This is a genomic window from Kribbella sp. NPDC048837 (assembly GCF_055586945.1).
The window spans coordinates 102286-128035 of sequence record NZ_JBVJHF010000011.1; the positions used below are offsets into that span (position 1 = coordinate 102286).

The following is a 25750-nucleotide window of genomic DNA, read 5'->3' on the forward strand; positions in this document are numbered from 1 at the left end:
CACAGTATTCTCTCGCTTTCCGGGTGTACTTCCGTGACCCATCCACAGGCGAGGATGTTTCTACCCCCTTGTCGGGGTCAGTCGAGCCGCCGGGCTCGCGTGGTTTCTGCCTGCCCGGAATCCCTGGCATGCCTCGTGCGGGGACATGCTAGAACGAGGGCGTCGGAGCCGAAGGAGCGAGGGAGATCTGTGGCGGGAATGAGAGGTCGTCGTGGCTGAGAAGATCCCGTCCTGGCCCAAGGTCACGATCCGGCTGTACGACGACCACAACGCCGAGGTGAAGATCGCCGGCCGGAGTCATCCGGTCAACCACCACGATCCGCGGCAGGCCGCGATCGCGCTCGTCAGCGAGCGGGCCGGGCAGCTGGGCCGCCCGATGAAGGCGACCGCGGTCGAGTCCGACGGGGCGTCCTGGCCGCTGATCATCCACCCGGACGGCCGGGTCGAGGCGGTCGAGACCGACAGCCGCGGCCGCACCCGCAGCAGCGGCGGTGGGGGCGGCGGTGGCGGGGGCGGCAACGGGCAGAAGCCGATCTGGCCGATCATCCTGGCGTTCGTGGTGGCCGGCGTCCTGATCTTCGGGACGATCCTGTACGTGACGGTGCTCAGCAAACTCGGCGACGGTACGCCGACCACGACCGAGTCGCCGAAGCTGCCGTCGCTGCCCGAGCCGAGCGTCGGCCCGGACCAGCTCGCGGCCCGGCCGGTGCCACCGGGCTGGTCGGACAAGGCCGGCTGGACGGTCGACCTCGCCGACGACTCGGTCCCCGCGGTGTCCCCGGACGGCTCGGAGATCGCCGTACTGACGCCGGACCAGAAGATCGCGGTGTTCGACAACAACGGCAAGGTGCTGTGGCAGGACAAGGTGCCGAAGGACGCGGAGAGCCCGGTCTACACGCTGATCGACTCCAAGCTGGTGGTCGCGGTGGCGTCCGGCGACACGCTGTACTACTGGGCCGGCGACGGCGCCAAGGCCACCGAGATCGAGCTGCCCGACTCGTCGACAGTCCAGTTCTTCGGTACGTCGCCGCTGGTCCTGCTGCCCTCCGGCGCGGGCGGGAGCGTGGTGTCGAACGGTGAGCTCAAGGCGGTGCCGGACCAGCCGCGGAACTCCACCATGTTGCTTGCCGAGGGCGACAAAGCGCTGATGGCGCGGTACACCGGCCCGCTGTACTGGAGCCAGCCGGGCAAGGACCGCAAGGAGGTGGCGCTCACGCCGCCACCCAAGTCGAAGGGCATCGACCACATCGTTGCCGCGAGCCCGGGCCAGGTCCTGGCGCTGTGGCAGACCGGGGTCAAGGACATGGTGATGCCGGTCGTGCACTCGACCGTCACCGGCGCGCCCGTCGCGATCTGCCCGACCTCGAAGGCGAGTGACGCCGAGAGCTGGCAGTGGGTCCCGGCGAACGGCGGCAACATCGCCGCCTGGGGCGAGTGCATGATCAACTTCACCGCGCAAGGGAAGACCTCGCTGCGCACGGACTTCCAGCCGCTGTCGATCACCGGCACGACCGTCTACGGGACCATCGGCAGCAACCAGTACGCCATCACCCCGGGCGCCGTCCGGCCGCTACAGCCCAACACCGCGCGCCCGTGGGGCATCGCCGGCAGCCACGCCATCGTCGTCTATGACTCAGTCCTCTACGCCCTGGACAAGCCATGACCAGGCGCCCCGGCCGGAGGCCGCCGCGGACTGTCACTGGAGCGCGGGTCGTGGCCGGGCCGCGGGTCGTGGCTGGGCTGCTGGCGGTGGTCGCCGTACTGGTGCCGTCGGCTCAGGCGGTGGCGGCGGACGATCCGGGGCCGGCGAAGTGGCCGGAGGTCGCCAAACCGGATGCCGGGGGCAACCAATCGGATCCGGGTCCGGTGAAGTGGGCGGCGATCAACCCGCCGCAGAACAACGGGTCCTCCAACGACCCCAAGCCACTCAAGTGGCCCGAGGTCGCCAAACCGTCGAACTGACGGGGCGCGTAGGTCTGCCGGCCGGGTGGATCTGCCGGCTGGTGGATATGACAGCCGGGTGATCTGACAGCTGGGTCGTCCACCCGACGGGCTCGGATTCCACTGAACCCGTGCGGACAAGCCAAGGCCCGCGTCCCCCTCAGGGAGACGCGGGCCTGTGGTGTGGTGCTGTGTAGGTCAGCCGGCCGCGACCTCGAGGCGGACCGTGGCGGCCACCTCGGGGTGCAGCTGGACGGAGACCTGGTGCTTGCCGGTGGTCTTGATCGGCGACGCGATCGCGATCGCGCGCTTCTCGACCAGCGGGCCGCCGGCGGACTTGATCGCGCCCGCGATGTCGGCCGGGGTGACCGAACCGAACAGGCGGCCGGTGTCGCCGGCCTTGACGCCCAGCGTGACAGTGAGCTGCTCGAGCTGGTTCTTGACCTCGCTCGCGTGCTCCTTGCCCTGGATCGCCCGGGCGTCACGCGCCCGCTTGATCGACTGGATCTGCTTCTCGGCGCCGCGGGTCCAGCCGATGGCCAGGCCGCGGGGAACCAGGTAGTTGCGGCCGTAGCCGTCCTTCACCTCGACGATGTCGCCGGGAGCCCCGAGGCCCTCGACCTCCTGCGCCAGGATGAGCTTCATGGTCCGCGCCTCCCTCAGCGAGCCGTGCTCGTGTACGGCAGCAGGGCCACCTCACGAGCGTTCTTGATAGCGGTGGCCACATCGCGCTGGTGCTGCACGCAGTTCCCGGTCACCCGGCGGGCGCGGATCTTGCCGCGGTCCGAGATGAACTTGCGCAGCAGCGCGGTGTCCTTGTAGTCGACGTACGTTGCCTTGTCCTTGCAGAAGCCGCAGACCTTCTTCTTCGGCTTCCGAATGATCTTGGCCATTGTGGTGCTCTCTTCCTTCCAGAGCCCGGCACACGTGCCGGAATGGTCTGTCTTACCTGGTCACGACCCGGACCGGATCAGAACGGGGGCTCCTCCATCGAGCCGCCGCCCTGGCTGGCCCAGGGGTCGTTCTGCGGGGCGGCCTGGCCGCCGCCGCCCTGTCCCTGCGGGGTCGCCCAAGGGTCGTTCTGCGGGGCGCCACCCTGGCCGCCACCGTAGCCACCGCCCTGGTTGCCACCGCCACCACCGAAGCCACCGCCGCCGCCACCTTCGCCGCCGGGGCCCGAGCGCATCGCCCGGGTCACCTTGGCGGTGGCACTGCGCAGGCTCGGACCGACCTCGTCCACGTCGATCTCGAAGACCGTGCGCTTGTTGCCCTCACGGTCGTCGTACGAACGGGACTTCAGCCGGCCCTGCACGATCACGCGCATGCCGCGCTGCAGCGACTCGGCCACGTTCTCCGCGGCCTGCCGCCAGACGGAACAACTGAGGAACAGCGACTCGCCGTCCTTCCATTCACCTGACTGCCGGTCGTAGGTCCGCGGCGTCGACGCGATCCGGAAGTTCGCGACGGCGGCACCGGACGGAGTGAACCGGAGCTCAGGATCGTCGACAAGGTTGCCGACCAGTGTGACGACGGTTTCGCCTGCCATTGCCGTTCCTCCTGCTATCGGGTGTGACTGTGTCTACAGCTATCAGTAGCGGCTGGCGCCGACAGTACCGATGGCTGCTGACGAGCCCAGGGTCAGTGCTGGTCCGGCCGGATGACCTTGGTGCGGAGGATCGACTCGTTCAGCGTGAGCTGACGGTCGAGCTCCTTCACCACCGCGGGCTCCGCGGTCAGGTCGATGACGGCATAGATGCCTTCGGCCTTCTTCTTCACGTCATAGGCAAGCTTGCGACGACCCCAGATGTCGAGCTTCTCGACCGAGCCACCTTCCTTGCGGACGATGTTCAGGTACTGGTCGATGGACGGCTCCACGGTGCGCTCATCGAGCTCAGGGTCGAGGATCACCATGACTTCATAACGACGCATGCGCGAACTCCACCTCCTTCGGACTTGGCGGCCACGGTCTCTCCGTGGCAGGAGGGCGATGCGGGGCGCTCCACGCCGACACTTGCCGTCGGCGCCAAGCAACGAGCCCGGTCGATGGACCGGGCCACACCCAAGAGAATACCAGCGTCCGGATGCTGACCTGACCATATCCACAGGCCTGTTCCGGTGACTCTCCGTCATCGGCAGACGACCACCGGCGAGGGACGCCGCGCCACCAGCACGAGCAACGGTACGGCGAGAATCGCCGAGATCACCGCCAGCACCGGGAATCCCCCGAGCGTGAACAGCCACGGCGAGGCTCCCGTGGCCAGTGCGGACACCGTCCAGATCGACGACTCGACCTTGCTCTCCAGCTCTGCGCCGACGAGTGCGGCACTGCCACTCAGATAGCAAAGGTTCCATCCGTAGCCCAGGAGGAAGAGCGCAGGTGTGAAGGCCGGACCGGACTGGGTAACGAGGACGGCGGAGGCGAGTAGAAGCGTAAGGCCGCCCAGCATGACCGGTCTGGGGCCGGAGTGGTCGATCCACCGGCCGGTCAGCGGCGAGAGGGCGAACATGCCGAGCGTATGAGCGGACAGCATCACACCAAGCCATCCGAGTCCGTCGCCGTGCCGGTGGGCATGCACCGGGACGGCAGTCATCACCGCCACCATGACCAACTGCCCGACCACCATGACTCCAGCGGCCAGAAGGAGAGGCAGGCGAGACGCATCCGAGTCCGACCAGACGTCGGGCAGGGACGCATCGGAGGAGGACTCGGCACCTCGGATGTAGGTGGACGCCACCAGTGCACCGAAGACAGCTGCCAGGGCAAGCAGGAAGGGCCCTGTGAGCGCGGGCAGACCTAGTCCGAGCGCGAACGACTGCGAGGGCGACAGAAGGAATGGACCGCCGGCGGCACCTGCCGTGCTTGCCCAGATGACTGTGCTCATGGCCCACGCACGTCGAGCGGGCGGTACGACGTCCGCGGCGGCGTACCGGGACAGGAGGCTCGCAGCGTTGCCGGCGCCGAGCAGGAACATCCCTAGGAAGAGCAGTGCCACCGGCGCACCTACCGCGGCAAGCACTGTCAACGCTCCGCCGGCCACACCGACGCCGTACCCGGTGCGGAGTGCGTGAGCGCGTCCAAGGCGTGCGGTCCAGCGACCAACGGCGATGGCTCCGACCGCCGTACCAAGAACGCCTGCCGTGTTGGGCAGCCCGGCCAGCGCGGGGCTGAGGTCGTCGGCGATCAGGATGGTGCTCACGGCACTGGCAGCGACCATCGCGGCGTTCATGGAGGCGGCGGCGAGAACGACGGGAATCAGCATGCTCATCACGCTAGAAAGGCCGCGCCCCGGACTGAATGCACGAAGTAAGGCGTCCGGCCTTGCGGACAGGCGATGTCGAAGGTGTTCTGGGGAGATGACCTTTCAGGAGCGTGAGCTGGACGCGACCGACTGGCAGATCCTGGCCGCACTGCAGGCCGACGGCCGGCTGTCGTTCAACCAGCTGGGCAAGCGGGTCAACCTCTCACCACCCGCGGTCGCAGATCGGGTACGACGCCTGGAAGAGGCCGGTGTGATCACCGGCTACCGCGCTCAGGTGGACCCGGCCCGGGCCGGTCAGCCGCTGTCCGCGTTCGTCCAGATGCGCTGCACGACCGGACGGTGCCTGCTGAAGACCACGCGCGCCGAGGACTTCCCCGAGGTGCTCGAGATCCACAAGCTGAGCGGCAACTCGTGCTCGATGCTCCGGGTCCGGGTCAGCTCCATGCGCCATCTCGAAGGGCTCTTCGAACGCCTCGGGGAGCACGGCGAGATGAACACCCACGTGGTTCTCTCGACCGAATTCGAAGGGCGGCCCGTGCAGCCGCCGGCAGCGGAGACGCGGCCGGTCACGCGATCGGCGGGATGGGGTTCCTGAAGTGTCGGTGGACGGTTCTAGGGTGGGGTCATGACTGTGAAGCTGGGTGCGCACGTCGACCAGGAAGACCCGCTGGCCGAGGCGGCCGATCGGGGTGCCGACCTGGTGCAGTTCTTCCTCGGCAACCCGCAGGACTACAAGGCCCCGAAGCTCGCGTACGCCGACGGCGAAGAGGCACTGCGCGACCGGGCCGCCGCGGCGGGCGTTGATCTGTACGTGCACGCCCCGTACCGGCTGAACGTGGCGAACACGAACAACCGGATCCGGATCCCGAGCCGCAAGCTGCTCCAGCAGACCCTCGACAAGGCCGCCGAGATCGCCGTCAAGGGCGTGATCGTGCACGGTGGGCACGTCGGCGACGAGGACGACCCCGAGGCCGGCTTCGACAACTGGCGCAAGTGCATCGAGCGCGCCGAGCTGCCGGTCCCGCTGCTGATCGAGAACACGGCCGGCGGGGAGAACGCGATGGCCCGCCAGCTCGACCGGATCGCGCGACTCTGGGACGCCGTCCAGTCGTCCGGCAACGACCGCCTGGAGAACGTCGGCTTCTGCCTCGACACCTGTCACTTCCACGCCGCCGGCGAGGAGCTGCCGACGATCGTCGAGAAGGTGCTCGCGATCACCGGCCGGATCGACCTGGTGCACGCGAACGGCTCACGCGACGAGTTCGGCTCCGGCGCCGACCGGCACAGCAACTTCGAGGAGGGCCACATCGACCCGGCCGACATCGTCGCGGTCGTGCGGGCCGCCGGTGCTCCGGTCGTCGTCGAGACGCCGAACGCCGACCACGGCCAGAAGGCCGACATCGACTACCTGCGCGCACACCTCACGTAGTCGGCTTCAGGTTGTGGAGCCAGTAGGTCAGCCCCCACGGCAGCAGTAGCGCGAGCGCGGTGCTGTTGCGGGTGGGGACGAGCACGCCCGCAACGATCGCGAGCAGCAGCAACAACGTGGTCACCTGGAAGAGGTCGAACCGCTCCAGCACGCGCTGGTTCAGGCTGAGCCGGTTCAGGGCGCAGCCGCTGTAGATGGCGATCAACGCGAGCAGGCAGAGCCCCGCGACGGCCACGCCGACCCAGGCGAGTACGTCGTACTCGTCGGCGCCGCTGACGATGCCGGAGAGCTGGAAGACCGCGACGAACGCCGTGAGTACCGCGCTGGCCCAGAACAATCGCACGGTGGTACGGCGTGACCGCTCAGGATCAGGCACGGGGTCCGGTTCCGAGGGCGCCATGGGGGCGACGGTAGCGCAGGGAGACAATGGCGCGCATGCAGACCTGGCCCGAGCGGTTCCCCGAGCTCTTCGCGCCGGACCACTGGGCCTGGGGCGAGGTCGACGTGCGGTACTCCACCGAGCGCGCTCCGGACGAGCTGATCAGCAACGTGCACGTGATCGGCCGGGCCGCCGGCGGAATCGTTGTCTGCAGCAACGATCTGGGCTGGCGCTTCCTCCCCGGCGGCACCCGCGAGCCGGACGAGACGATCGAGCAGCTCGTCCACCGTGAGCTCCTAGAGGAGGCCGGTGCCCGGCTGACCGGCCCGCTGACCTGGCTCGGCGCCCACCGCGCCGAGCACGGCCGGTCCACGCCGTACCGTCCGCATCTGCCGCACCCGATCTCCTACTGGGCCACCGTCGTCGCGGACGTCGTGGTCGACAGTCAGCCGACCAACCCCGACGACGGCGAGCAGGTGGTCGAGGTTCTCGTCCTGCCACCGGACCAGGCGGCCACCTACCTCGACGCCCAAGCCGACGGCGGAGCGATGGGCAGTCAGGTCAGGCTGGCTCAGGCAATGGGACTGGTTTAGCCGCCTGCCACGGCAGTACGACGGCACTCGCCAGACAGCACGCACCCGCGACCCACAAGGCGCCCCGGAGCCCGATCAGCGCGGCAAGAACTCCGCCGAGCGCCATGAAGGCCGGCTGCACACAACGCGAACTGATCGACCACGCGCCGACCACCCGGGCCATGAACCCGTCCTCGGTCACATCCATCCGGTACGTCGCGAACGACGGGTTGAACACGCCGGACGCCACCAACAGGCACGTCTCGGCCGCGGTGAGCAGCACGAACCCGCCGAGCCCGTGCGGCGCCAACGGGAACAGCAGCAGCCACGGCGCCCGCAGAACGCCGAACACGATGAGCATTCGATGCAGTCCGTACCGACGCGTGAGCCGAGGCGTCAGCTGCGCACCCAACACGCCACCCAGACACGCCAGGCCGAGGAACAACCCATAGCTCCACGGCGCCAGCCCGAGGTCACGCAACATGAACACGGTCAGCAGCGGCACCGTCATCATCACCGGCCCACCGAACAGCTGCGAGTTCCAGAACAGTGCGCGCAGCCCGCGATGACGAAGGATGTACCGCCACCCGGCCGTCGCGTCGGCCTTCCCGTCCCGCCGGACCGGCGCCGGCTCGGGCTGCTGGATCCGCCGTACTCCGATCGCCGACAGCAGGAACGAGACCGCGTCGACCGCCAGCGTGGCAGTCGCACCGACCAGACTGATCAACGCGCCGCCGACCGCCGGACCCACGCTCAGCGAGATCCAGTTGGTCTGCTCGAACCGGCTGTTCGCCTCGGCCCGCGCCTCGGCCGGGATCAGCGCCTTCAGGTGCGCACCGCTCGCCGCCTGGAACGCGATCATCGCGGCGGCCTGCACGATGCCGACCACGCACAACTGCACATACGTCAGTGCGCCGAACGCCGCCGCCAGCGGAACCGAGATCAGTACGACGAACCGGACCAGATCCGCGGCGATCATCACCGGCCGCTTCCGCCGCTGCTCGATGAAGTCGCCCATCGGTACGCCGAGCACGGCCCCGATCGCAGACAGCGCTGCGAGCATCGACACCTGGAACGTGCTGGCGTCCAGCGCGAGTACGGCGATCAGCGGCAGGGCACCGAGACCGACCGCCGATCCGACAGCGCTGACAGTGAAAGCGACCCACAGCCGGTGGAAGTCTCGACCCAAAGACATCCCGCGATCGTAGGAGGCGGCACCGACAGAATCAGCGCAGGTTGAGACCGCCATCCAGCATCACGACTTCGCCGGTCAGATACGTGTTGTGGACAAGGGCGGAGATGAGATCGGCGACGTCCGACGGCTGAGCTGCGCGACGCATCGGGCTGGCGGTTTTCCACAGCTCCTGGGCCTCGGTCCACGACGCGGTGAGAGGTGTGTCGACCAGGCCGGGCGCGACCGCGTTGACCCGGACCGTTGGTCCGAGTGCGGCCGCCAGCAGCTTGGTGACGTGGTTCAGCGCGGCCTTCGAGGCGGCGTACGCGACCGAGCTCCCCTTCGGCCGGACGCCGGCGTGGCTGGTGACGTTCACGATGCATCCGCTCGATTCCCGGAGCGCGGGTAGGGCCGCCGTACACAACAGCCAAGGCGCGATCAGGTTGACGTCGAGCAGCCTCCGCCAGTCGTCCGCGGTCAGGCCGTCGAGCTCGGCATGCGGCACCGGCCAGCTGATCCCCGCGTTGTTCACCAGTACGTCGAGCCGCCCGTGCTCGGCCACGACCTGAGGCACCAACTCGGCCGCCGCGGCGTCGTCGGCGAGATCAGCCTGGTGGTACGACCCACCGAGCTCGTCCGCCAGCGTGGTCCCGGCCTCGCGGCTGCTGCGCGAATGCACCGCAACGGTCATCCCGTCCGCCGCCAGCCGCCGGGCCGTCGCCGCACCGATGCCCGAAGCCGAGCCCGTCACCAACGCCACCTTCTGCACCGGGTCAGCCTACGAAGGCCGGTAGCGGAGTCCGTCCAGGAGGAGGTTGACCAGGCGGTCGGCCTGGTCGCGTTTGGCACCGGCGGCGAGAGCGATCCCGCTGAGGCTGACCAGGACGTCGTCCGCCGAGACGTCGGGACGGATGTCTCCGGCGGCGACGCCGGCGTCCAGCAAGGGTTTGATCGCGCCGACCAGGAGCTCGAAGCTCTGCGCGTACGGGTTGGCGCCGGAGGCGATCACGGCCCGGAGCGCGTCGGCCATGCCGAGCTTGCGGGTCATGTAGTCGATGTAGCGGTCCATCCAGGTCCGGAGCGCGTCCGCCGGCGGCAGTTTCTCGAGCAACTCGGGGGCAGCGGCACAGACCGCCGCCAGCTCACTGCGGTACGCCGCCTCGATCAGCAGCTCGCGGGTGGGGAAGTGCCGGTACAGCGTGCCGATGCCGAGGCCCGCGTCCTTGGCGATCCCCTCCAGCGTCGCCTCGAGGCCGCACTTGGAGAAGGCGCGGGCCGCCGCGGCCAGGATCTGGTCACGGTTGCGCTGGGCGTCAGCGCGCAGCGGGCGCTCACTGGTGCCCGTCATATCCCCCTCCTCCGTGCCTCCTCAGACCCTAGCGGACTTGGTAACCGGAGGATCCTCCGACAGCTGGGATTGTCGGAGGATCCTCCGGTTTACGGAGAACAGGACAGACCTGTTGACGTCCTCCCCTTTGCAGGGGTGAGGTTCGCGGTTCACAGCCGTGCCTTACTGCGCAAGAAGGCTCCCCGCGCTGCCACGACCCGCCCGGCCGTGGTTGTCGCTGGTCATGCAACTGCTGGTTACTTGGCTATCGCAACCGGTGAAGACGCTACCCGACCCAACCGACAGAACCTGAACGACGTCTTCGTCGCGCCGATCGAGCTGGCCGACCGCGCGTCCGTACGCGCATTCGCGGCCGGCTGGGACGGGCCGTTGCACATCCTGGTGAACAACGCCGGTGTGATGGCCGAGCCGCTCAACCGCACGCCGGAGGGATGGGAGCACCAGTTCGCCACCAACCACCTCGGCCACTTCGGCCTGGCGATCGGGCTGCACGACGCCCTGACCGCGGGCGGTGACGCCCGGATCGTCTCGGTCAGCTCGAGCGCACACCTGCGCTCGGACGTCCATCTGGACGACCTCCACTTCGAGCACCGCCCGTACGAGGAATGGCAGGCCTACGGTCAGTCGAAGACCGCGAACGTGCTGTTCGCCGTCGAGGCGGCCAAGCGCTGGGCGAGTGACGGCATCATCACCAACGCCCTGATGCCGGGCGCGATCCGGACCGCGCTGCAGCGGCACGTGGATCCCGAGGTACAGAAGGGTTGGGACAGGTTCCAGTGGAAGACCACCGAACAGGGTGCGTCGACCTCGGTGCTGCTCGCCGCGTCGCCGCTGATCGACGGTGTCACCGGCCGGTACTTCGAGGACAACAACGAGGCCCTGCCCAACACCGGTGACGAATTCAGTGGTGTCGCGGCCTACGCGCTCGACCCCGAGGCCGCCACCCGCTTGTGGGAGGTCTCCGAAAGCTGCTGCAGGTTTGATCAGGGCACCGGCTCGGCTACGGTTCCAAGCTCCGGGCCGGTAACCTGACCGACCGTGAGTGACTTGAGCATCCGGACCATCTCGGCCGACGAGCACGCGACGTACATCGCGACGCAGCCGTCGGCAAGCTTCCTGCAGACCCCTGGGTGGGCGGCGGTGAAGAGTGAGTGGAAGGCGGAGTCACTCGGCTGGTACGACGCTTCGAACCCGGGCGAACTGCTCGGCGTGGGTCTCGTCCTGTACCGCCAGATGCCCAAGGTGAAGCGCTACCTCGCGTACCTGCCCGAGGGTCCGGTGATCGACTGGGACGCCGTCGACCTCGGCCGCTATCTCCGTCCACTGGCCGCGCACCTGCAGCAACAGGGCGCGTTCGGCGTCCGGATGGGTCCGCCGGTGCCGACGCGGCGGTGGGGCGCGAAGACGATCAAGGACGCGATCGCCGGCGGTCAGCAGCCGAAGCTCGGCGACGTCCGGCCGGACGAGATCGACCCGTCCGGCGCGACCGTGACCGGACAGCTGCGCACCCTCGGGTGGAAGGCCCCACGCGTCGGCGAGGGGTTCGCCGCCGGGCAACCGCAGTACGTGTTCCAGGTCCCGCTGGCCGGCCGCAGCCAGGACGACCTGCTGAAGGGCATGAACCAGTTGTGGCGGCGCAACATCAAGAAGGCGGAGAAGGCCGGCGTCGAGGTGACGCAGGGTGGCGCCGAGGACCTGAAGGCCTTCCACCAGTTGTACGTCGAGACCGCGGAGCGGGACCACTTCACGCCGCGCCCGCTGCCGTACTTCGAGAAGATGCACGCGGCGATGGCGAACCAGCCCGCCGACTGCTGTGACTTCCGGATCTACAACGCCTACCACGAAGGCGACCTGGTCGCGTCGACGATCTGGGTCCGGGTCGGCGGTCACTCCTGGTACTCCTACGGAGCCAGCTCGACCGCCAAGCGAGACGTCCGTGGATCGAACGCGATCCAGTGGCGGATGATGTCGGACGCGCTCGCGGCGGGCGCGTCCGTGTACGACCTACGGGGCATCACCGACACCTTGGACCCGAACGACCCGCACGTCGGGTTGATCCAGTTCAAGGTCGGCACCGGCGGCGAGGCCGTCGAGTACGTCGGTGAGTGGGATCTGCCGTTGAACAAGGCGCTCTACACCGCATTCGACCTCTACATGAGACGGCGTTGACACCATGCCCCTAGTCCTGCACGTCGATTCCGATCGATGGCGTGATCACCTGCGTTCCACCTGGCACCCCGACGTCATTCCGGTTGCCAAGGGCAACGGATATGGGTTCGGCAACCAGCGGCTGATCGCCGAGTCGCGCGCGCTCGGCGCCCGGACGGTCGCGGTCGGCACGTACTTCGAGGTACCGCCGGACCCGCGCGAGGACATCGTCGTGCTCTCGCCGTGGCGGCCGTTCCTGGAGGTCCCGCAGAGCAAGAACGTGATCCACACGGTCAGCCGGCTGGCCGACCTGGTCTCGATCCCGGCCGGCAGCCGGGTGCTGATCGAGGTGATGACCTCGATGCGGCGGCACGGGATCGGCGCCCGCGAACTGCGGCACACGATGCTGCTGAACGCGCTCGACCGGATCAGGTTCGAGGGCTGGTCACTGCACTTCCCGATGGGTGCGGGCGGTACGTCGGCCAACCTGAGGGAAGCCCAGCAGCTGGCCAAGGCGGCGCTCGACGTCCGCAAGGGCAGCCTGTGGGTGTCGCACGTACCGTCGCAGAAGCTGGCCGACATCGGCGACAACGTGAAGCTGCGGATGGGCACCGGCCTGTGGCTCGGCGACCGGGGTGCGCTCACCGTCCGGGCGACCGTGCTCGACGTGCACTCGGTCCGCCGCGGTGAGCGCGTCGGCTACCGGCAGCGCCGGGTCAGCGGGGACGGCCACATCCTGGTGGTGTCCGGCGGGACCGCCCACGGCGTCGGCCTGGAGGCACCGACCGCCGCCGCGACGGTCCGTCAGCGGGCGATCGCGATGGCGAAGGGCAGCCTTGACGCGGCCGGGATGGCGCTGTCCCCGTTCACCATCGAGGGCAAGCAGCGCTGGTTCGCCGAGCCGCCGCACATGCAGGCCAGCATGCTCTTCCTCCCGTCCTCGGTCGCACCGCCCGCGGTCGGCGACACCGTCGGCGTCGACGTCCGCTACACCACCACCACCTTCGACAAGGTCTCGATGGACTAGGCCGGCGAGGCCAGGTCGATCACGGTGCCGTCGGGGCAGCGCAGGTACGACGAGACCTGGCCCCACGGCGTCTTCTCCGGTGGCTTGATCGGCTCCGCACCCGCGTCGACCGCCCGCTGGAAGTCACCCTCGACGTCCTCGCTGGTCAGCCCGAGCTCGAAGCCGACCGCACCGGGTGCGGCGACCGTGGCCAGGTGGCTCTGGCCGACGGCGTAGGTGGCAAAGACGATCTTGGTGTCACCGGTGTCCACCTCGCCGGCGCCCTGGTCCCAGTACGTGCCCTTCCACCCGAAGGCGCGCTCGAAGAACTCGATCGAGGCCTTGGCATCCTCGACGTACACGATGGTCTTCGCGAATTTCACGATCCCGCTCCTCCCACTCGGTTTCTGTCACCCAGCCTGACGCAGGGCGCCCCGGGAATGTGACAAGGCGTTGTTGACTTCAGGTGGACCTGAAGTTGCAGCGTGGTCCCATGAGCTTTCTGGAACGGATCGAGGAGCGGCCCGGAGCAGCGGAGCTCCGGGCGGAGTCGTACCGGTTGCTGGGTCTGAAGCGGGGCACCACCTGCGTGGATGTGGCGTGCGGCGCCGGCCACGCGGTCGCCGAACTGGCGGCGAAGGGGCTGAAGGTGACCGGGGTGGACACCGACCCCGAGGCGATCGGGGCTGCCCGCGGCCGCGCGCCCGGCGCAATGTTTCACGTGGCACGGTCCGACGACCTGCCGCTGGAGGACGAGTCGATGGACGGTTATCGCGCGGTCCGGCTCTTCCATCTGCTGTCGGACCCGGGCCCGACCGTGGCCGAGGCGTGGCGGGTGCTCCGGCCCGGCGGACGGATCGTGCTCGGCGGCCAGGACTTCGGCTTCCTGCTCGTCGACAGCTCCGACCAGGACCTGACCGACGTCGTCCTCCTCGGCCTGGAGTCGCGCTCGGTCGCTCCCCGCGCGGTCCGGAGCCTCCGCGACGTCCTCCTCGACACGGGCTTCCGCGACGTCGACGTCGTCGTACGCACGGAGGTCGTGACGGACCACCACCTGATGGCCGCCCAACTCGAAGCCGCGGCAGCCGCCGCGGTCGACAAGGCCCTGATCACCCAGGCGGACGCCGATGTCTGGCTCACCGAACAGTCGGACCGAGGCGACCAGAACAGATTCCTGGCCGCGATCCCGACCCTTCTCGTCGGAGCACGCCGCTAGACCTTCTGCTTCCGCACCGATTGAGTCGCGGCCAATACGGCGCCGAGGGACAGGACGACGGCGAACCCGATCATCGACGGGCGCAGGGCGAACTGGCGGATCACCAGGCTGAAGGCGATCGACGGCAGGCCCATGCCGACGTACGCGATCACGAAGAAGGCGGCGAGCACCCCGGCCCACGACGCCGGTACGGCGGCGACGACCGTCGTGGCGACCGCGCTCTTGAAGAGCAGGCCGGCTCCCGCACCGGCCAGGGTCGCCGCGGTCAGGACCAGCCAGAGCGCGGGCCGGTAGAGCGACACCGCGGTCAGCGCGAGACCGGCCGGGAACAGCAGCGTGCCGATCAGCAGCACCTTCGCGTGGGTGAGCCGGCCGACCGCGAGCTGGGCGACCGCGGACGCCGCGAACGCGACGAACGGCGCCAGCCCGGCAACGAAGTACGACGTGATCCCCAGCTGCCCGCGCACGATGATCGCTCCCAGCGACGAGAACAACCCCATCACCGCGAACGCGAAGAACCCGAGCGCGGCGGCCGAGACGAACGCACCCGACTGCCCTTCCCGTACGGCGAACCGCACCGGCCGGTCCCGATCGGCCAGCTCGGTGTCCACGGTCTCCGGAGTCGACAGCACCAACAGCAGCAGGACCACCATCAACCCACCGAAGATCAGGTACGCCGTGCGCACCGGCGCCGGCGCCCATTCGGCGAGAGCTCCCGCGACCAGCGGGCCGAGCGCGAGACCACCCAGGTTCGACGCTGTAGCAACCAGTGCGGGGAACGGCGACCCGGCTTCATCCGGACGGGCTTCACGATGCAGGTCGGTGAGGTAGGCCGTCGCGGTGGAGGCCATCAGCCCGACGGCGACACCGGTCAGGACCCGGCCGACCAACAGGCCGGGCAGGGCCGGCCAGCTCGCGAGGACCGCGGCGGACAGGATCCCGGTCAGCAGGGCCGGCAGGATCACCCGACGCCGGCCGAGCCGATCGGACAAATGGCCGAGCAACCGGAAGCTGGCCGCGGCGCCGACGACCATCACGGCGAAGGCGACGGTCACCGTCGTGGCCCCGAAGTGGTCTCTGACCTGATAGATCGGCCAGAGCGGCGTCGGCACGATGCCGAACGCCATCAGGGTCAGGAAGGCGACGGCGACGAACCAGAACCCGGTCAGGTGCCGGTTGCCGACGCTCAGGGCGGTACTCATCTCGGTGGTGCCTCTCGTCGTGGAATCAGATTCACTGAGTCCGAACGACCCATCCACGACCGCTCATACCAGCTCTGCCGGGACCGGATCAGATGCTTTTCATCTCCGGCAGAGATAATGCGAAGGTGGAACTACGGCACCTGCGGCACTTCGTCGCGCTCGCCGAGGAGCGCAGCTTCACCACGGCCGCGGCCCGCGAGCACATCGTGCAGTCCGGTCTGTCGACCTCGATCCGGGCGCTGGAGAAGGACGTGGGAGCACTCCTGTTCGTCCGCGGGACCAGGCCGATCCGGCTGATCGCCGAAGGGCAGGCACTGGTCCCGGCGGCGCGCCGGACGCTGGAGGCGGCCGCCGCGGCCCGGCAAACGGTCCAGGAAGTCCACGGTGTGCTGGCCGGGCAGCTGCGGATCGGAGCACTGCAGTCGACCGCGCACACGCTTCCGGTCGCGAGCTGGCTGGCAGAGTTCTCGCTGGCACATCCGCGGGTGGAGGTGTCGGTGCAGCAGCTGTCTGCCTCGGAGATGGTCGAACTGGTCGTCGACGGAGGCTTGGATTGCGCACTGGTGGCCCTGCTCGACAAACAGCCCGCCGGACTCGACGTCGTACCGCTCCTCGCCGAGCCGCTGGTGCTGGCCTGCTCGGCGGGTCACCCCTTGGCCGACGAGAAGGCAGTCGCACTCGACCGGCTCGTCGGCGAGCGCTTCGTCGAGGCGCCGCCCGCGTGGGCGATCCGGGCACAGATCGACCGCGCCTTCGCGGACGCGGGGATTCAGCGCACGATCGCGTGCGTGGTGAACGAGTGGAGCATGGCGCTCGACCTGGTCGCGGCCGGCGTTGGCGTCGCGCTCGTACCGGAGGGACTGGACTTCACGCTGCACCCGCGGTCGACCGCCGCGCTCCGGCTGGTCCCGTTGCAAGGGATCCGGCTGGAGCGCCGGGTCGATCTGGTGCTGCCGAGCGGGCACGCCGCCACGCCCGCGGCGCGGCGGTTCACCGAGCTGGTGAAGTCGAAGCTCAGCGCTGCTTGAGGTGGCCCTTCCAGCGGACGGTCGGGAGCAGCGCGGCCGGGTCGACCCGGTCCTTGTTGGCGGCGACGATGTCGAACATCGAGTCGATCAGGGTGTCCGACAGCAGGTGCGGCTGCAGGCCGAGGCCGACCAGGCCGGTGTGCTTGACGTTGTAGTAGTGCTCCGCCTGCTCGACCCGCGGGTTCTCCAGATGCTCGACCTGGACCGGGCCGGGGAAGCACTCCGCGACCTTCTCCGCGAGCTGGGCGACCGAGTAGCTCTCGGTCATCTGGTTGAAGACCCGGAACTCACCGGCGTCGGCCGGGTTCTCGACTGCGAGCCGGATGCACTCCACGGTGTCCCGGATGTCCAGGAAGCCGCGGGTCTGGCCGCCGGCGCCGTACACCGTCAGCGGCTCGCCGAGGACGGCCTGGATGGCGAAGCGGTTGAGGACCGTGCCGAAGACCGCGTCGTAGTCGAACCGGGTCGCCAGCCGCGGGTCCCGCACGGTCTGGTCGGTCTGCTGCCCGTAGACCACGCCCTGGTTCAGGTCGGTGACGCGCATCCCCCAGATCCGGCAGCCGAACTCGAGGTTGTGCGAGTCGTGCACCTTGCTGAGGTGGTAGAACGAGCCCGGCTTCTTCGGGTAGAGCATCCGGTCCTTGCGCCCGTTGTGCTCGACCTCCAGCCAGCCTTCCTCGATGTCGATGTTCGGCGTCCCGTACTCGCCCATCGTGCCGAGCTTGACCAGGTGGATGTCCGGGTTCGTCTCGGCGATGGCGTACATCAGGTTCAGCGTGCCGACCACGTTGTTGTGCTGGGTGTAGACGGCGTGCTCGCGGTCGATCATCGAGTACGGCGCCGCCCGCTGCTCGGCGAAGTGCACGATCGCGTCCGGCTGGAACTCCTCCAGCACCTGGTAGACGAAGCCCGCGTCCAGCAGGTCCCCGGTGTACGCCGGGATCCGCCGGCCGGAGACCTCCTCCCACGCCGCCACCCGGGTGTCGAGGTCCTGGATCGGGACCAGGCTCTGCACGCCCAGCTCACGGTCGTAGCCGCGGCGGGCGAAGTTGTCGAGGACGGCCGTGTCGTGGCCGGTGTCGGACAGATGCAGCGCGGTCGGCCACCCTAGGTAACCGTCACCGCCCAGGACGAGAACACGCACGGCTGGGCCGCCTTCCGGTGGGACATTGGCTGTCACAGTCCTTCCTATCCCGAGTACCCGCTCCAGTAACGTGATCAGCCCCACTGATTAGCTGGCAATCGGCTGAGAATCTCCGCCGGACTGCCCCTGCCCGGTGCGGGGGTGCAGAATAGGCGGCGATGCGCCTCCTCACCAAGGTCAGAGACGGAACCGGCCCGCGCCGGAGCCGATTGTTGCTGTGGGCGAGATATTCGGCCTCCTCCGTAGTCGCCACCGTGGTCAGCCAGCTCGCGTTCGCGCTGTGTTACTGGTTCGGTACGGCGGCGATCGTGGCCACGCTGGTCGCCTGGCTGGCCGGCGCGGTGCCGAACTACCTGATGAACCGCCGCTGGGCCTGGGGCCGGGACGGGCAGCTGTTGCCCTACGCAATCATCGTGATCGGCTCGGCGGCCACCGCGGCACTCGTCACGACGGTGACCAGCCACCTGGTCCAGGGCATCGACTCGCACGCGTGGAAGACGCTGCTGGTGACGGGCTCCTACTTCTGCACCTACGGCGTGCTGTTCATCCTGAAGTTCTTGCTGTTCGATCGGTTCGTGTTCGCCAAGCCCGCGAACGCCGACCCCGTCGCAGCACGTACTCCCGTAACCACGTCGTAGTCATTACCCGCCCGTAGTTCGCGCCGTACACCAGGCCCGGGCCCTTCTTGCTGGTCCCGTCGCCGCGGCGCCGCATCGTCATCGGCAGCTCGACCACCCGCGCACCGAGCGCGAGGGCCCCGAGCAACAACTCCGACGACTGGTACTGCGGCTCGCGCAACGTCACCGCGGTCGCCAGCTCGGCCCGCAGCGCGCGGAACCCGAACGACGTGTCCGTGAGCTTGCGCCGGGTCAGGACCGAGGCAAGTACGGCGAACACCCGGACGCCGACCCACCGCAGCCGGCTGTCCGCGTCCTCGGCCCCGAGCCGCCGTGACCCGGTGACGAAGTCGGCCTCGTCGTCCAGGATCGGCCGCAGCAGGACGTCGAGCTCGGCGTTGTCGTACTGCCCGTCCGCGTCCGTCGTCACGACGTACCGAGCGCCGCCCTCGGCCGCGAGGTGGTACCCGAGCCGGAGTGCGGCGCCCTGACCACGATTGCTCGGGGCAACACAGACGAAAGCCCCGTGCTCGCGGGCGATCTCGGCCGTGTCGTCGGTGGCGCCGTCCACGACGACCAGGACATCGACCGGTAGACCGGCGCAGGTCCGCGGCATGTCGGTCAGCACCTGACCGATCCCGCCGGCCTCGTTGTACGCGGCAATCACGACGACGACCGGCGCGAAGTCGGGCTTCCCGAAGTCCTTCACAGCAAGGGAGTCCACGGTGTCCGGGTAGTCGGCCATCGCCGGACGCGCCTGGTCCTTGCCGAGGATCGCCCGCAGTCCGATCGCCCCGGCGAGCGGGAAGAACACCAGACCGGGCAGCTGGTAGCGCCAGGAGAACTCGAACGCGGCCGAACCCAGCAGCAGGATCACACCGGACGCAAGCGGAAGCAGAGCGGCCGATCTGAGACCGGATGTCTTGGCGCGGCCGAGGCCCGCGACCGCGGCGAGGGCGATCAGGGCGTAGAGCCCGAGCAGCGACCCAGAGGTGTAACCGCCGTGCAGTTGGTACGCGCGCAGGATCACGGCCGGCACGTGGGTGACGTGTGGCTCCGATCCGCCCCACTTCAGCGCGACCTTCGCGGTGTTGGGGTCCTGCAGGTTCGGATAGGTGAGCTGGAACTGCCAGCGGTCGAGTGGCACGTCGTCCGGTGAGGTGGTCCGCGTCGGCGCGAAGCCCTTCGCGAAGTCCTTCAGCGCGGCCCAGGTGACATCAAGCGGCTGATGCCGGATGACCAGCCGCGCGAACTCCGTGGCCAGTTGCCGCTTGGTGGTGCCTGGCGGCAGCGGTCCGGGCCAGTTCGGATCGCCGTAGTGGTTGTGCGCGTACTTGTCCACGCCCAGGCGCTGTCCCAGCGGCTCCTTGGGACAGAACAGGCTGGTGCCCTCGTTGAGCGGCAGCTTCGCGCAGTTGGCGACCACTGCGGTCCGTCCGTACAGCACCTGGTTCTCGGCGCCGGTGAAACCCCACCGGCCGGTCTCCGCGTGGTAGTAGGTCGCATAGGCCGCGAACACGACAGCGAATCCGGCTATGGCCGCGGCAGTACGCCGTACGACCTGGAGGCGGCGCTTGCGCCAGGCGTTGCCGACCACGATCAGGTAGAGGACCACGGCGACGATCAGGACCATGCCGATCGCGCGGACCGTGAACGCCGCACCGATCAGGACGCCCGCGGCCGCTGCGCGCTTCCAGCCGGGCGCACCGCGGCCCAGGAGCAGCCAGAGGACCGCCACCAGCAGGACGTCGAAGGTGGTCTCGGCCATGATGTTCTGCTCGATCTGCACCTGGTAGGCGTCGAGCAGGATCGGTGCGGCCGCCACCGCGGCCAGCCAGCGGTAGACGGTGAGCCGGCGGGCCAGCGCGTAGATCGCGATGCCGAGAAGCAGTCCGACCACGTGCTGCACGATCACGACGAAGGTGAGGCCGCCGACGGCGACCAGAGGGCGCAGGACGAAGTCGTAGCCGATCGGGTTGAGCTGGTCGGGGCTCAGCTTGTGCATGTTGTTGAGGTACTGCTGGGAGTCCGTGTAGACGATCGCCGGACGGTAGGCGATGGTCGCCAGGACACGCAGCACCGTGCCCGCCAGCAGGAAGACTGCGAGCAACCAGTGCTTCCTCAGTAGCCCCCCGCCCCCTCGCTTCGCTCGGGGACGGGGTTGTTGTGAGTTCACTGCTGTTGGAAGTACTGCCACGTGCGGGCCAGCCCGTCCTCCAGCGACACCGTCGGGGCGTAGCCGAGGTCGTTGGTGATGTCGACGACGACCGCCGGCATCTCACCGGCCGGTGCCTCGATGTGCTCGGCCGGAACCGGGCAGCCGGTCACAGTACGCACGGTCTCGATCATCTCGAGCACCGACACCGACCGGCCGGACCCGATGATCGCCCGGCCGTCGGACTTGGTGTCCAAAGCGAGCAGGACGCCGTTCACCACGTCATCGATGAACACCAGATCCCGCCGCTGCTGGCCATCGCCGTACACCCGGACTCCGGTGCCGGTGAGCGCGGCCCGCATCATCCGGGGCACGAAGCTGTCCTTGTGCGACATGCCCGGACCGTAGACGTTGGTGAACCGCAGTGCGGCGGTGGTCATCCCGTAGCTGCCGGAGTACGCCGAGAGCAGCATCTCGCAGGCCGCCTTGGTCGCGCCGTACGGCGTGAGCGGCCGGAGCGGGAGGTCCGCGGTGATGGTCGACGTACCGACGTTGCCGACGACCGCATTGGTCGAGGCGAGCACGAAGCGGTCGACACCGCTGCCGCGGGACAGCTCCAGCAGGACCTGGGTGATGGTGACGTTCTGGGCGAAGGTCTGCATCGGAGCGTCGACCGAACGCAGCACCGACGTCAGCGCCGCCAGGTGGACCACAGCCGTCGGCCGGGTCTCGAAGGCCGCGATACAGACCTCCTGCTCGGCCAGGTCACCGGTCACCACGTGCACACCCTCGTCCCAGGAGGCATCCGGCGGCTCGCGATCCACGGCGGTCACCGCCACCCCGCGCTCCCGCAACGCGGCCACCACAGCCCGCCCGATGAACCCGGCCGCACCGGTGACCAGCACACGTTCGTCCATGCCCTCAACCTACCGCTGACCGATCAACCCCGGGACACAGGCGAACGGTCTGCGACGAACCCTTGACCGCGGGTGATCATGATGGGCAGGATCACCCCGGGCGCGGGCTGACAACCTTGTCATCGGGGCCGCGTAACCCTCTGGCGGACAGCTCGCGCTGTCGCGCCGGTCCGGCCGTGCAAGGAGCGTAGATGGATCTCCGCCGCCCACTGGGGCTCGTCGCGTCTCTAGGGCTCGTTGTGACAATGTCAGTTTCCATGACGCCAGCGCATGCTGTCTCACCCACGTCGGAGGATCAGCCGGTGGTTTCCGGGTCCTCGTTCTTCACCTCGTTCGAGCCGGGGCAGCCGCAGCCCGGCTACACCGACACGGTCGAGACCGGACCGGACGGGAAACCGCGCACCGACGGGGTCCGCGGCCCGACGCCGACCGGGATCGGCGGCAGCGAGATGGACAAGGTCACCAAGGTGACCGCGAACGGCGAGAACACCGGCGGCGGCGAGATCGCCACCAACGTGGCCGACGGCGACAAGTTCACCAAGTGGCTGGTGTTCGAGCCGACCGGCTGGCTGGTCTACGAGACCTCGGCCCCGGTGGTGATCCGCAAGTACGCGCTGACCTCGGCCAACGACGCCGACGGCCGCGACCCGCAGAACTGGACCGTCGCCGGTTCGAACGACGGGACCACCTGGACCACGCTGGACACCCGGACCGGCGAGAGCTTCGAGAACCGCTTCCAGACCAAGGAGTACAGCTTCACCAACGAGACGGCGTACAGGTTCTTCAAGCTGGACGTCACGCTGAACCACGGCGAGAACATCGTCCAACTCGCCGACTGGTACCTGTCCAACGGCGCACCGCTGCCCCCACCCGGCCCGGTCGCCGAGTCGCGGCTCGACTCCGGTCCGACCAGCGCCTACAACGCCCGCGCCCGGGTCGGCTTCACCGGCGTCAAGTCGTTCCGGTACGCCGGCCACCAGGAGGCCGAGGGCCGTGGCTACACCTGGAACAAGATCGCCGACGTCGACCTGAAGGTCGGCAAGGACACCCGGCTGTCGTACAAGATCTTCCCCGAGCACGTCGAGGGTGACCTGAGCTACCCGAGTACGTACGCCGCCCTCGACCTGGCGTTCTCCGACGGGACCTACCTGAGCGACCTGAAGGCGCGCGATCACCACGGGTTCGAGCTCAGCCCGCGCGGCCAGGGCGACGCCAAGGGCCTGTCCACGAACCAGTGGAACAACGTCGAGGCAGACCTCGGAAAGGTCGCCGCCGGCAAGACTGTCCAGCGGATCCTGATCGGGTACGACAAGCCGTCCGGGCCGGCCGACTTCCGCGGCTGGGTCGACGACATCCGGATCGCCGCCGCGATCGACCCCGACCGCGCGGCCCAGAAGACCGCGGCCAAGCACCCGTCGGACCTGGCGCTGACCACCCGGGGTACGAACGCCACCGGCGGCTTCTCGCGGGGCAACAACTTCCCGGCGACCGCCGTACCGCACGGCTTCAACTTCTGGACCCCGGTGACGAACGCCGGCTCCACGTCCTGGCTGTACGACTACGCCAAGGGCAACAACGAGGCCAACAAGCCGACCATGCAGGCGCTGTCGATCAGCCACGAGCCGAGCCCGTGGATGGGTGACCGGCAGACGTTCCAGGTGATGCCGTCGACGGCGGCGACCCCGACCGCGGACCGCAAGGCGCGGGCCTGGTCGTTCAGCCACGACAACGAGATCGCCCGGCCGTACTACTACGGCGTCACGTTCGACAACGGCAACGCGGCCGAGATCGCGCCGACCGACCACGCGGCGATCCTGCGGTTCAGTTTCCCCGCGGGCAACCCGTCGCTGGTGTTCGACAACGTGAACAACAGCGGCGGCCTGACGCTCGACCCCGCGACCGGTGTCGTGACCGGCTTCAGCGACATCAAGAGCGGCCTGTCCACCGGCGCCGGACGGCTGTTCGTGTACGGCGTGGTGGACCAGAAGGTGGTTGCCGCCGGCAAGCTGTCGAACGGCGGCGGCGCGAACGTCGGCGGCTACTTCTCCTTCGACCCGAAGGTCACCCAGGTCCAGCTGCGGATCGCGACCTCGCTGATCGGCACCGCGCAGGCGCAGAAGAACCTGGAGCTGGAGCTGCCGGCCGGATCGAAGTTCGGCAAGGTGAAGGACGCCGCGCAGGACCTGTGGGACGCCAAGCTGCGCACGATCGAGGTCGAGGGTGCGACGGCCGACCAGCTGACCACCCTGTACTCGAACCTGTACCGCCTGTTCCTCTACCCGAACAACGGCTCCGAGAACACCGGTACGGCGGCGAAGCCGGTGATCACCTACGCGTCGCCGACCTCGACGAAGGTGGGCACCGACACCCCGACCACGACCGGCTCGAAGATCGTGGCCGGCCAGACGTACGTGAACAACGGCTTCTGGGACACGTATCGCACCGTGTGGCCGGCGTACTCGCTGTTCGCGCAGGACGAGGCGGCGGACCTGGTGAACGGGTTCGTCCAGCAGTACAAGGACGGCGGCTGGATCTCGCGCTGGTCGTCCCCCGGCTACGCGAACCTGATGGTCGGTACGTCGTCCGACGTCGCCTTCGCGGACGCGTACCTCAAGGGGATCAAGGGGATCGACGTCCAGGCGGCGTACGACGCGGCGCTCAAGAACGCGTCCGTGGTGCCGCCGTCGCAGAACGTCGGCCGCAAGGGCATGGACCTGTCCACCTTCAACGGCTACACGGCCAACACCACCGGTGAGGGCTTCAGCTGGTCGATGGACGGCTACATCAACGACTTCGGCATCGCGAACATGTCGAAGAAGCTCTACGACACGGCGAAGAAGAGCGACCCGCGCAAGCAGGAGTACCTGGACAACTACAAGTACTTCATCAACCGGGCCCGCAACTACGTCACGCTGTTCGACCCGGCGATCGACTTCTTCCAGGGCAAGGGCCCGGACGGTGTCTGGGGCTACTCGCCGAGTCTGTTCGACCCGCGGGACTGGGGTCACGACTACACCGAGACGAACGCCTGGAACATGGCGTTCTCGGCCCCGCAGGACGGTGCCGGCCTGGCCGCGATCTACGGCGGCCGCGACGGGCTGGCGAAGAAGCTCGACGAGTTCTTCAGTACGCCGGAGGACGCGCTGCACCCCGGCGGGTACGGCGGCACGATCCACGAGATGCTCGAGGCCCGCGACGTCCGGATGGGTCAGTACGGGCACAGCAACCAGCCGTCGCACCACCTGACCTACATGTACGACTTCGCCGGTCAGCCGTGGAAGACGCAGGAGAAGGTCCGCGAGGTGCTGTCCCGGTTGTACCTGGGCTCGGAGATCGGGCAGGGCTACCCGGGTGACGAGGACAACGGCGAGATGTCGTCGTGGTACCTGTTCAGCATGCTCGGGTTCTACCCGTTGCAGGTCGGCTCGCCGACGTACGCGATCGGCTCTCCGCTGTTCACCAAGGCGACGGTCCGGCTGGCCGGCGGCAAGAAGCTGGTGATCAGCGCGCCGGGCAACAGTTCGCGCAACATCTACGTGCAGAGCGTTCGCGTGAACGGGAAGAAGTGGACGTCGACCGCGCTGCCGCACGACCTGATCGCCAACGGTGGCAAGATCGAGTTCGAGATGGGTGACAAGCCGTCGAAGTGGGGCACCGGCCGGAACGACGCACCGCCGTCGATCACCACCCCCGGCGAGGACCCGATGACGTGGCGGGACTCGACGTCCGACGAGGGCGCCGTGGTCGGTGCCGGTGGTGCGGACGTTTCCGCACTGACCGACAACGACGCGAAGACCCAGGTCACGCTCCCCGGCGCCCAGTCCACCGTCACGGTCGCCCTGCCGCAGGGCAGGCCGGTCGGCATGTACACGCTGACCAGTGGTGCCACCGGTACGGCGCCGTCCGCCTGGGTGCTCGAAGGCTCGAACGACGGTACGACGTGGACGACAGTGGATCGCCGGTCCGGCGAGAGCTGGGCGTGGGCGTCGTACACCCGATCCTTCAGCATCGCGTCCCCGAAGGCCTACACGCAGTACCGCCTGGTGCTGACCCCCGCTGCGGGCGCTGCCGGCATCACGCTGTCCGAGCTCGAACTCCTCGGCACCTTGAAGGGCATCGAACCCGGCACACACCCGACCGACAAGCGCGTCGCCGAGACCAAGCCCAGCCCAACCCCCTCCCAGTCGATCGACCGCAACTACGGCTGATCCCAC

At 68.7% G+C, this 25750-nt stretch carries 26 protein-coding genes; 12 read left to right on the forward strand and 14 right to left on the reverse strand.

The features are described from left to right. The first annotated feature begins 211 nt into the window (after positions 1-211). Together ACZ6O0_RS39540 and ACZ6O0_RS39545 are read left to right on the forward strand one after the other, a co-directional pair. Positions 212-1663: a hypothetical protein gene (locus ACZ6O0_RS39540; RefSeq protein WP_465770211.1), complete on the forward strand. Its 1452-nt coding sequence runs from the start codon at positions 212-214 to the stop codon at positions 1661-1663. Positions 1664-1713: 50 nt separating this feature from the next. Then, the gene (locus ACZ6O0_RS39545) at positions 1714-1962 is read left to right on the forward strand and encodes a hypothetical protein (protein ID WP_465770212.1); all 249 of its coding nucleotides are present in this window, start codon (positions 1714-1716) and stop codon (positions 1960-1962) included. A gap of 177 nt (positions 1963-2139) precedes the next feature. Here ACZ6O0_RS39545 and rplI read toward each other — a convergent pair whose 3' ends face one another. The 5 genes from rplI to ACZ6O0_RS39570 all read right to left on the reverse strand — a co-directional run bounded on the left by rplI (position 2140) and on the right by ACZ6O0_RS39570 (position 5201). After that, on the reverse strand, positions 2140-2586 hold the full coding sequence (gene rplI, locus ACZ6O0_RS39550) for a 50S ribosomal protein L9 (RefSeq protein ID WP_465770213.1): 447 nt from the start codon (positions 2584-2586) through the stop codon (positions 2140-2142). Between the two features lie 14 nt (positions 2587-2600). Further along, a complete protein-coding gene (gene rpsR / locus ACZ6O0_RS39555; RefSeq protein ID WP_012924539.1) occupies positions 2601-2834 on the reverse strand; it encodes a 30S ribosomal protein S18 in 234 nt (77 codons plus the stop codon). A 77-nt stretch (positions 2835-2911) separates the two neighbouring features. Further along, entirely contained in the window at positions 2912-3487 is a 576-nt protein-coding gene (locus ACZ6O0_RS39560) for a single-stranded DNA-binding protein (protein WP_465770214.1), read from the reverse strand. A 92-nt stretch (positions 3488-3579) separates the two neighbouring features. Further along, the gene (rpsF, locus tag ACZ6O0_RS39565) at positions 3580-3870 is read right to left on the reverse strand and encodes a 30S ribosomal protein S6 (protein ID WP_145804544.1); all 291 of its coding nucleotides are present in this window, start codon (positions 3868-3870) and stop codon (positions 3580-3582) included. Positions 3871-4067: 197 nt separating this feature from the next. Beyond that, the gene (locus ACZ6O0_RS39570) at positions 4068-5201 is read right to left on the reverse strand and encodes an MFS transporter (RefSeq protein WP_465770215.1); all 1134 of its coding nucleotides are present in this window, start codon (positions 5199-5201) and stop codon (positions 4068-4070) included. 94 nt (positions 5202-5295) lie between these two features. On the opposite strand from ACZ6O0_RS39570, the gene ACZ6O0_RS39575 reads away from it, so the two are divergent. Further along, the gene (locus tag ACZ6O0_RS39575) at positions 5296-5796 is read left to right on the forward strand and encodes an Lrp/AsnC family transcriptional regulator (RefSeq protein ID WP_465770216.1); all 501 of its coding nucleotides are present in this window, start codon (positions 5296-5298) and stop codon (positions 5794-5796) included. Between the two features lie 30 nt (positions 5797-5826). Then, positions 5827-6630 (forward strand): deoxyribonuclease IV, encoded by an 804-nt coding sequence (locus ACZ6O0_RS39580; protein WP_465770217.1) that lies wholly within the window; start codon positions 5827-5829, stop codon positions 6628-6630. On the opposite strand, the gene ACZ6O0_RS39585 is transcribed toward ACZ6O0_RS39580, so the two are convergent. Beyond that, positions 6623-7030 (reverse strand): hypothetical protein, encoded by a 408-nt coding sequence (locus ACZ6O0_RS39585; RefSeq protein WP_465770218.1) that lies wholly within the window; start codon positions 7028-7030, stop codon positions 6623-6625. The two genes, ACZ6O0_RS39580 and ACZ6O0_RS39585, sit on opposite strands and share 8 nt — an antisense overlap. Before the next feature lie 35 nt (positions 7031-7065). Here ACZ6O0_RS39585 and ACZ6O0_RS39590 point away from each other — a divergent pair, with 35 nt between their 5' ends. Beyond that, on the forward strand, positions 7066-7602 hold the full coding sequence (locus ACZ6O0_RS39590; RefSeq protein ID WP_465770219.1) for an NUDIX hydrolase: 537 nt from the start codon (positions 7066-7068) through the stop codon (positions 7600-7602). On the opposite strand, the gene ACZ6O0_RS39595 is transcribed toward ACZ6O0_RS39590, so the two are convergent. Genes ACZ6O0_RS39595 through ACZ6O0_RS39605 form a run of 3 tightly spaced genes read right to left on the reverse strand, consistent with a single transcriptional unit; the run spans position 7571 to position 10103 of the window. Beyond that, positions 7571-8776, reverse strand: a complete 1206-nt coding sequence (locus tag ACZ6O0_RS39595) for an MFS transporter (protein ID WP_465770220.1) — start codon at positions 8774-8776, stop codon at positions 7571-7573. The genes ACZ6O0_RS39590 and ACZ6O0_RS39595 overlap by 32 nt on opposite strands. A gap of 31 nt (positions 8777-8807) precedes the next feature. Next, entirely contained in the window at positions 8808-9524 is a 717-nt protein-coding gene (locus tag ACZ6O0_RS39600) for an SDR family NAD(P)-dependent oxidoreductase (protein ID WP_465770221.1), read from the reverse strand. A gap of 9 nt (positions 9525-9533) precedes the next feature. Continuing rightward, positions 9534-10103, reverse strand: a complete 570-nt coding sequence (locus ACZ6O0_RS39605; RefSeq protein WP_465770222.1) for a TetR/AcrR family transcriptional regulator — start codon at positions 10101-10103, stop codon at positions 9534-9536. 240 nt (positions 10104-10343) lie between these two features. Between ACZ6O0_RS39605 and ACZ6O0_RS39610 the strand changes: the two genes are divergently transcribed. The 3 genes from ACZ6O0_RS39610 to ACZ6O0_RS39620 are packed head-to-tail and all read left to right on the forward strand — an operon-like array spanning position 10344 to position 13278. Then, entirely contained in the window at positions 10344-11135 is a 792-nt protein-coding gene (locus tag ACZ6O0_RS39610; RefSeq protein WP_465770223.1) for an SDR family NAD(P)-dependent oxidoreductase, read from the forward strand. 6 nt (positions 11136-11141) lie between these two features. Then, positions 11142-12272 carry a lipid II:glycine glycyltransferase FemX gene (locus ACZ6O0_RS39615; protein ID WP_465770224.1) on the forward strand — a complete coding sequence of 377 codons (1131 nt, stop codon included), beginning with the start codon at positions 11142-11144 and terminating at the stop codon, positions 12270-12272. A gap of 4 nt (positions 12273-12276) precedes the next feature. Then, entirely contained in the window at positions 12277-13278 is a 1002-nt protein-coding gene (locus ACZ6O0_RS39620; RefSeq protein WP_465770225.1) for an alanine racemase, read from the forward strand. Here the strand turns inward: ACZ6O0_RS39620 and ACZ6O0_RS39625 are convergent. After that, positions 13275-13640: a VOC family protein gene (locus ACZ6O0_RS39625; RefSeq protein WP_465770226.1), complete on the reverse strand. Its 366-nt coding sequence runs from the start codon at positions 13638-13640 to the stop codon at positions 13275-13277. The two genes, ACZ6O0_RS39620 and ACZ6O0_RS39625, sit on opposite strands and share 4 nt — an antisense overlap. Before the next feature lie 110 nt (positions 13641-13750). On the opposite strand from ACZ6O0_RS39625, the gene ACZ6O0_RS39630 reads away from it, so the two are divergent. After that, positions 13751-14473, forward strand: a complete 723-nt coding sequence (locus ACZ6O0_RS39630; RefSeq protein WP_465770227.1) for a methyltransferase domain-containing protein — start codon at positions 13751-13753, stop codon at positions 14471-14473. Here ACZ6O0_RS39630 and ACZ6O0_RS39635 read toward each other — a convergent pair. Continuing rightward, positions 14470-15675 (reverse strand): MFS transporter, encoded by a 1206-nt coding sequence (locus ACZ6O0_RS39635; RefSeq protein ID WP_465770228.1) that lies wholly within the window; start codon positions 15673-15675, stop codon positions 14470-14472. The genes ACZ6O0_RS39630 and ACZ6O0_RS39635 overlap by 4 nt on opposite strands. A gap of 125 nt (positions 15676-15800) precedes the next feature. Here ACZ6O0_RS39635 and ACZ6O0_RS39640 point away from each other — a divergent pair, with 125 nt between their 5' ends. Continuing rightward, complete coding sequence (locus ACZ6O0_RS39640) at positions 15801-16703, forward strand: LysR family transcriptional regulator (protein ID WP_465770229.1); 903 nt, start codon at positions 15801-15803, stop codon at positions 16701-16703. Here the strand turns inward: ACZ6O0_RS39640 and ACZ6O0_RS39645 are convergent. Beyond that, positions 16690-17847: an NAD-dependent epimerase/dehydratase family protein gene (locus ACZ6O0_RS39645; protein ID WP_465770230.1), complete on the reverse strand. Its 1158-nt coding sequence runs from the start codon at positions 17845-17847 to the stop codon at positions 16690-16692. The two genes, ACZ6O0_RS39640 and ACZ6O0_RS39645, sit on opposite strands and share 14 nt — an antisense overlap. A gap of 158 nt (positions 17848-18005) precedes the next feature. On the opposite strand from ACZ6O0_RS39645, the gene ACZ6O0_RS39650 reads away from it, so the two are divergent. Beyond that, on the forward strand, positions 18006-18485 hold the full coding sequence (locus ACZ6O0_RS39650) for a GtrA family protein (RefSeq protein ID WP_465770231.1): 480 nt from the start codon (positions 18006-18008) through the stop codon (positions 18483-18485). On the opposite strand, the gene ACZ6O0_RS39655 is transcribed toward ACZ6O0_RS39650, so the two are convergent. Beyond that, positions 18391-20574, reverse strand: a complete 2184-nt coding sequence (locus ACZ6O0_RS39655) for a glycosyltransferase family 2 protein (protein WP_465770232.1) — start codon at positions 20572-20574, stop codon at positions 18391-18393. The genes ACZ6O0_RS39650 and ACZ6O0_RS39655 overlap by 95 nt on opposite strands. Positions 20575-20636: 62 nt before the next feature. Beyond that, complete coding sequence (locus tag ACZ6O0_RS39660; RefSeq protein ID WP_465770233.1) at positions 20637-21536, reverse strand: NAD-dependent epimerase/dehydratase family protein; 900 nt, start codon at positions 21534-21536, stop codon at positions 20637-20639. A 302-nt stretch (positions 21537-21838) separates the two neighbouring features. Between ACZ6O0_RS39660 and ACZ6O0_RS39665 the strand changes: the two genes are divergently transcribed. Then, positions 21839-25744 (forward strand): GH92 family glycosyl hydrolase, encoded by a 3906-nt coding sequence (locus tag ACZ6O0_RS39665; protein WP_465770234.1) that lies wholly within the window; start codon positions 21839-21841, stop codon positions 25742-25744. Positions 25745-25750 lie beyond the last annotated feature (6 nt).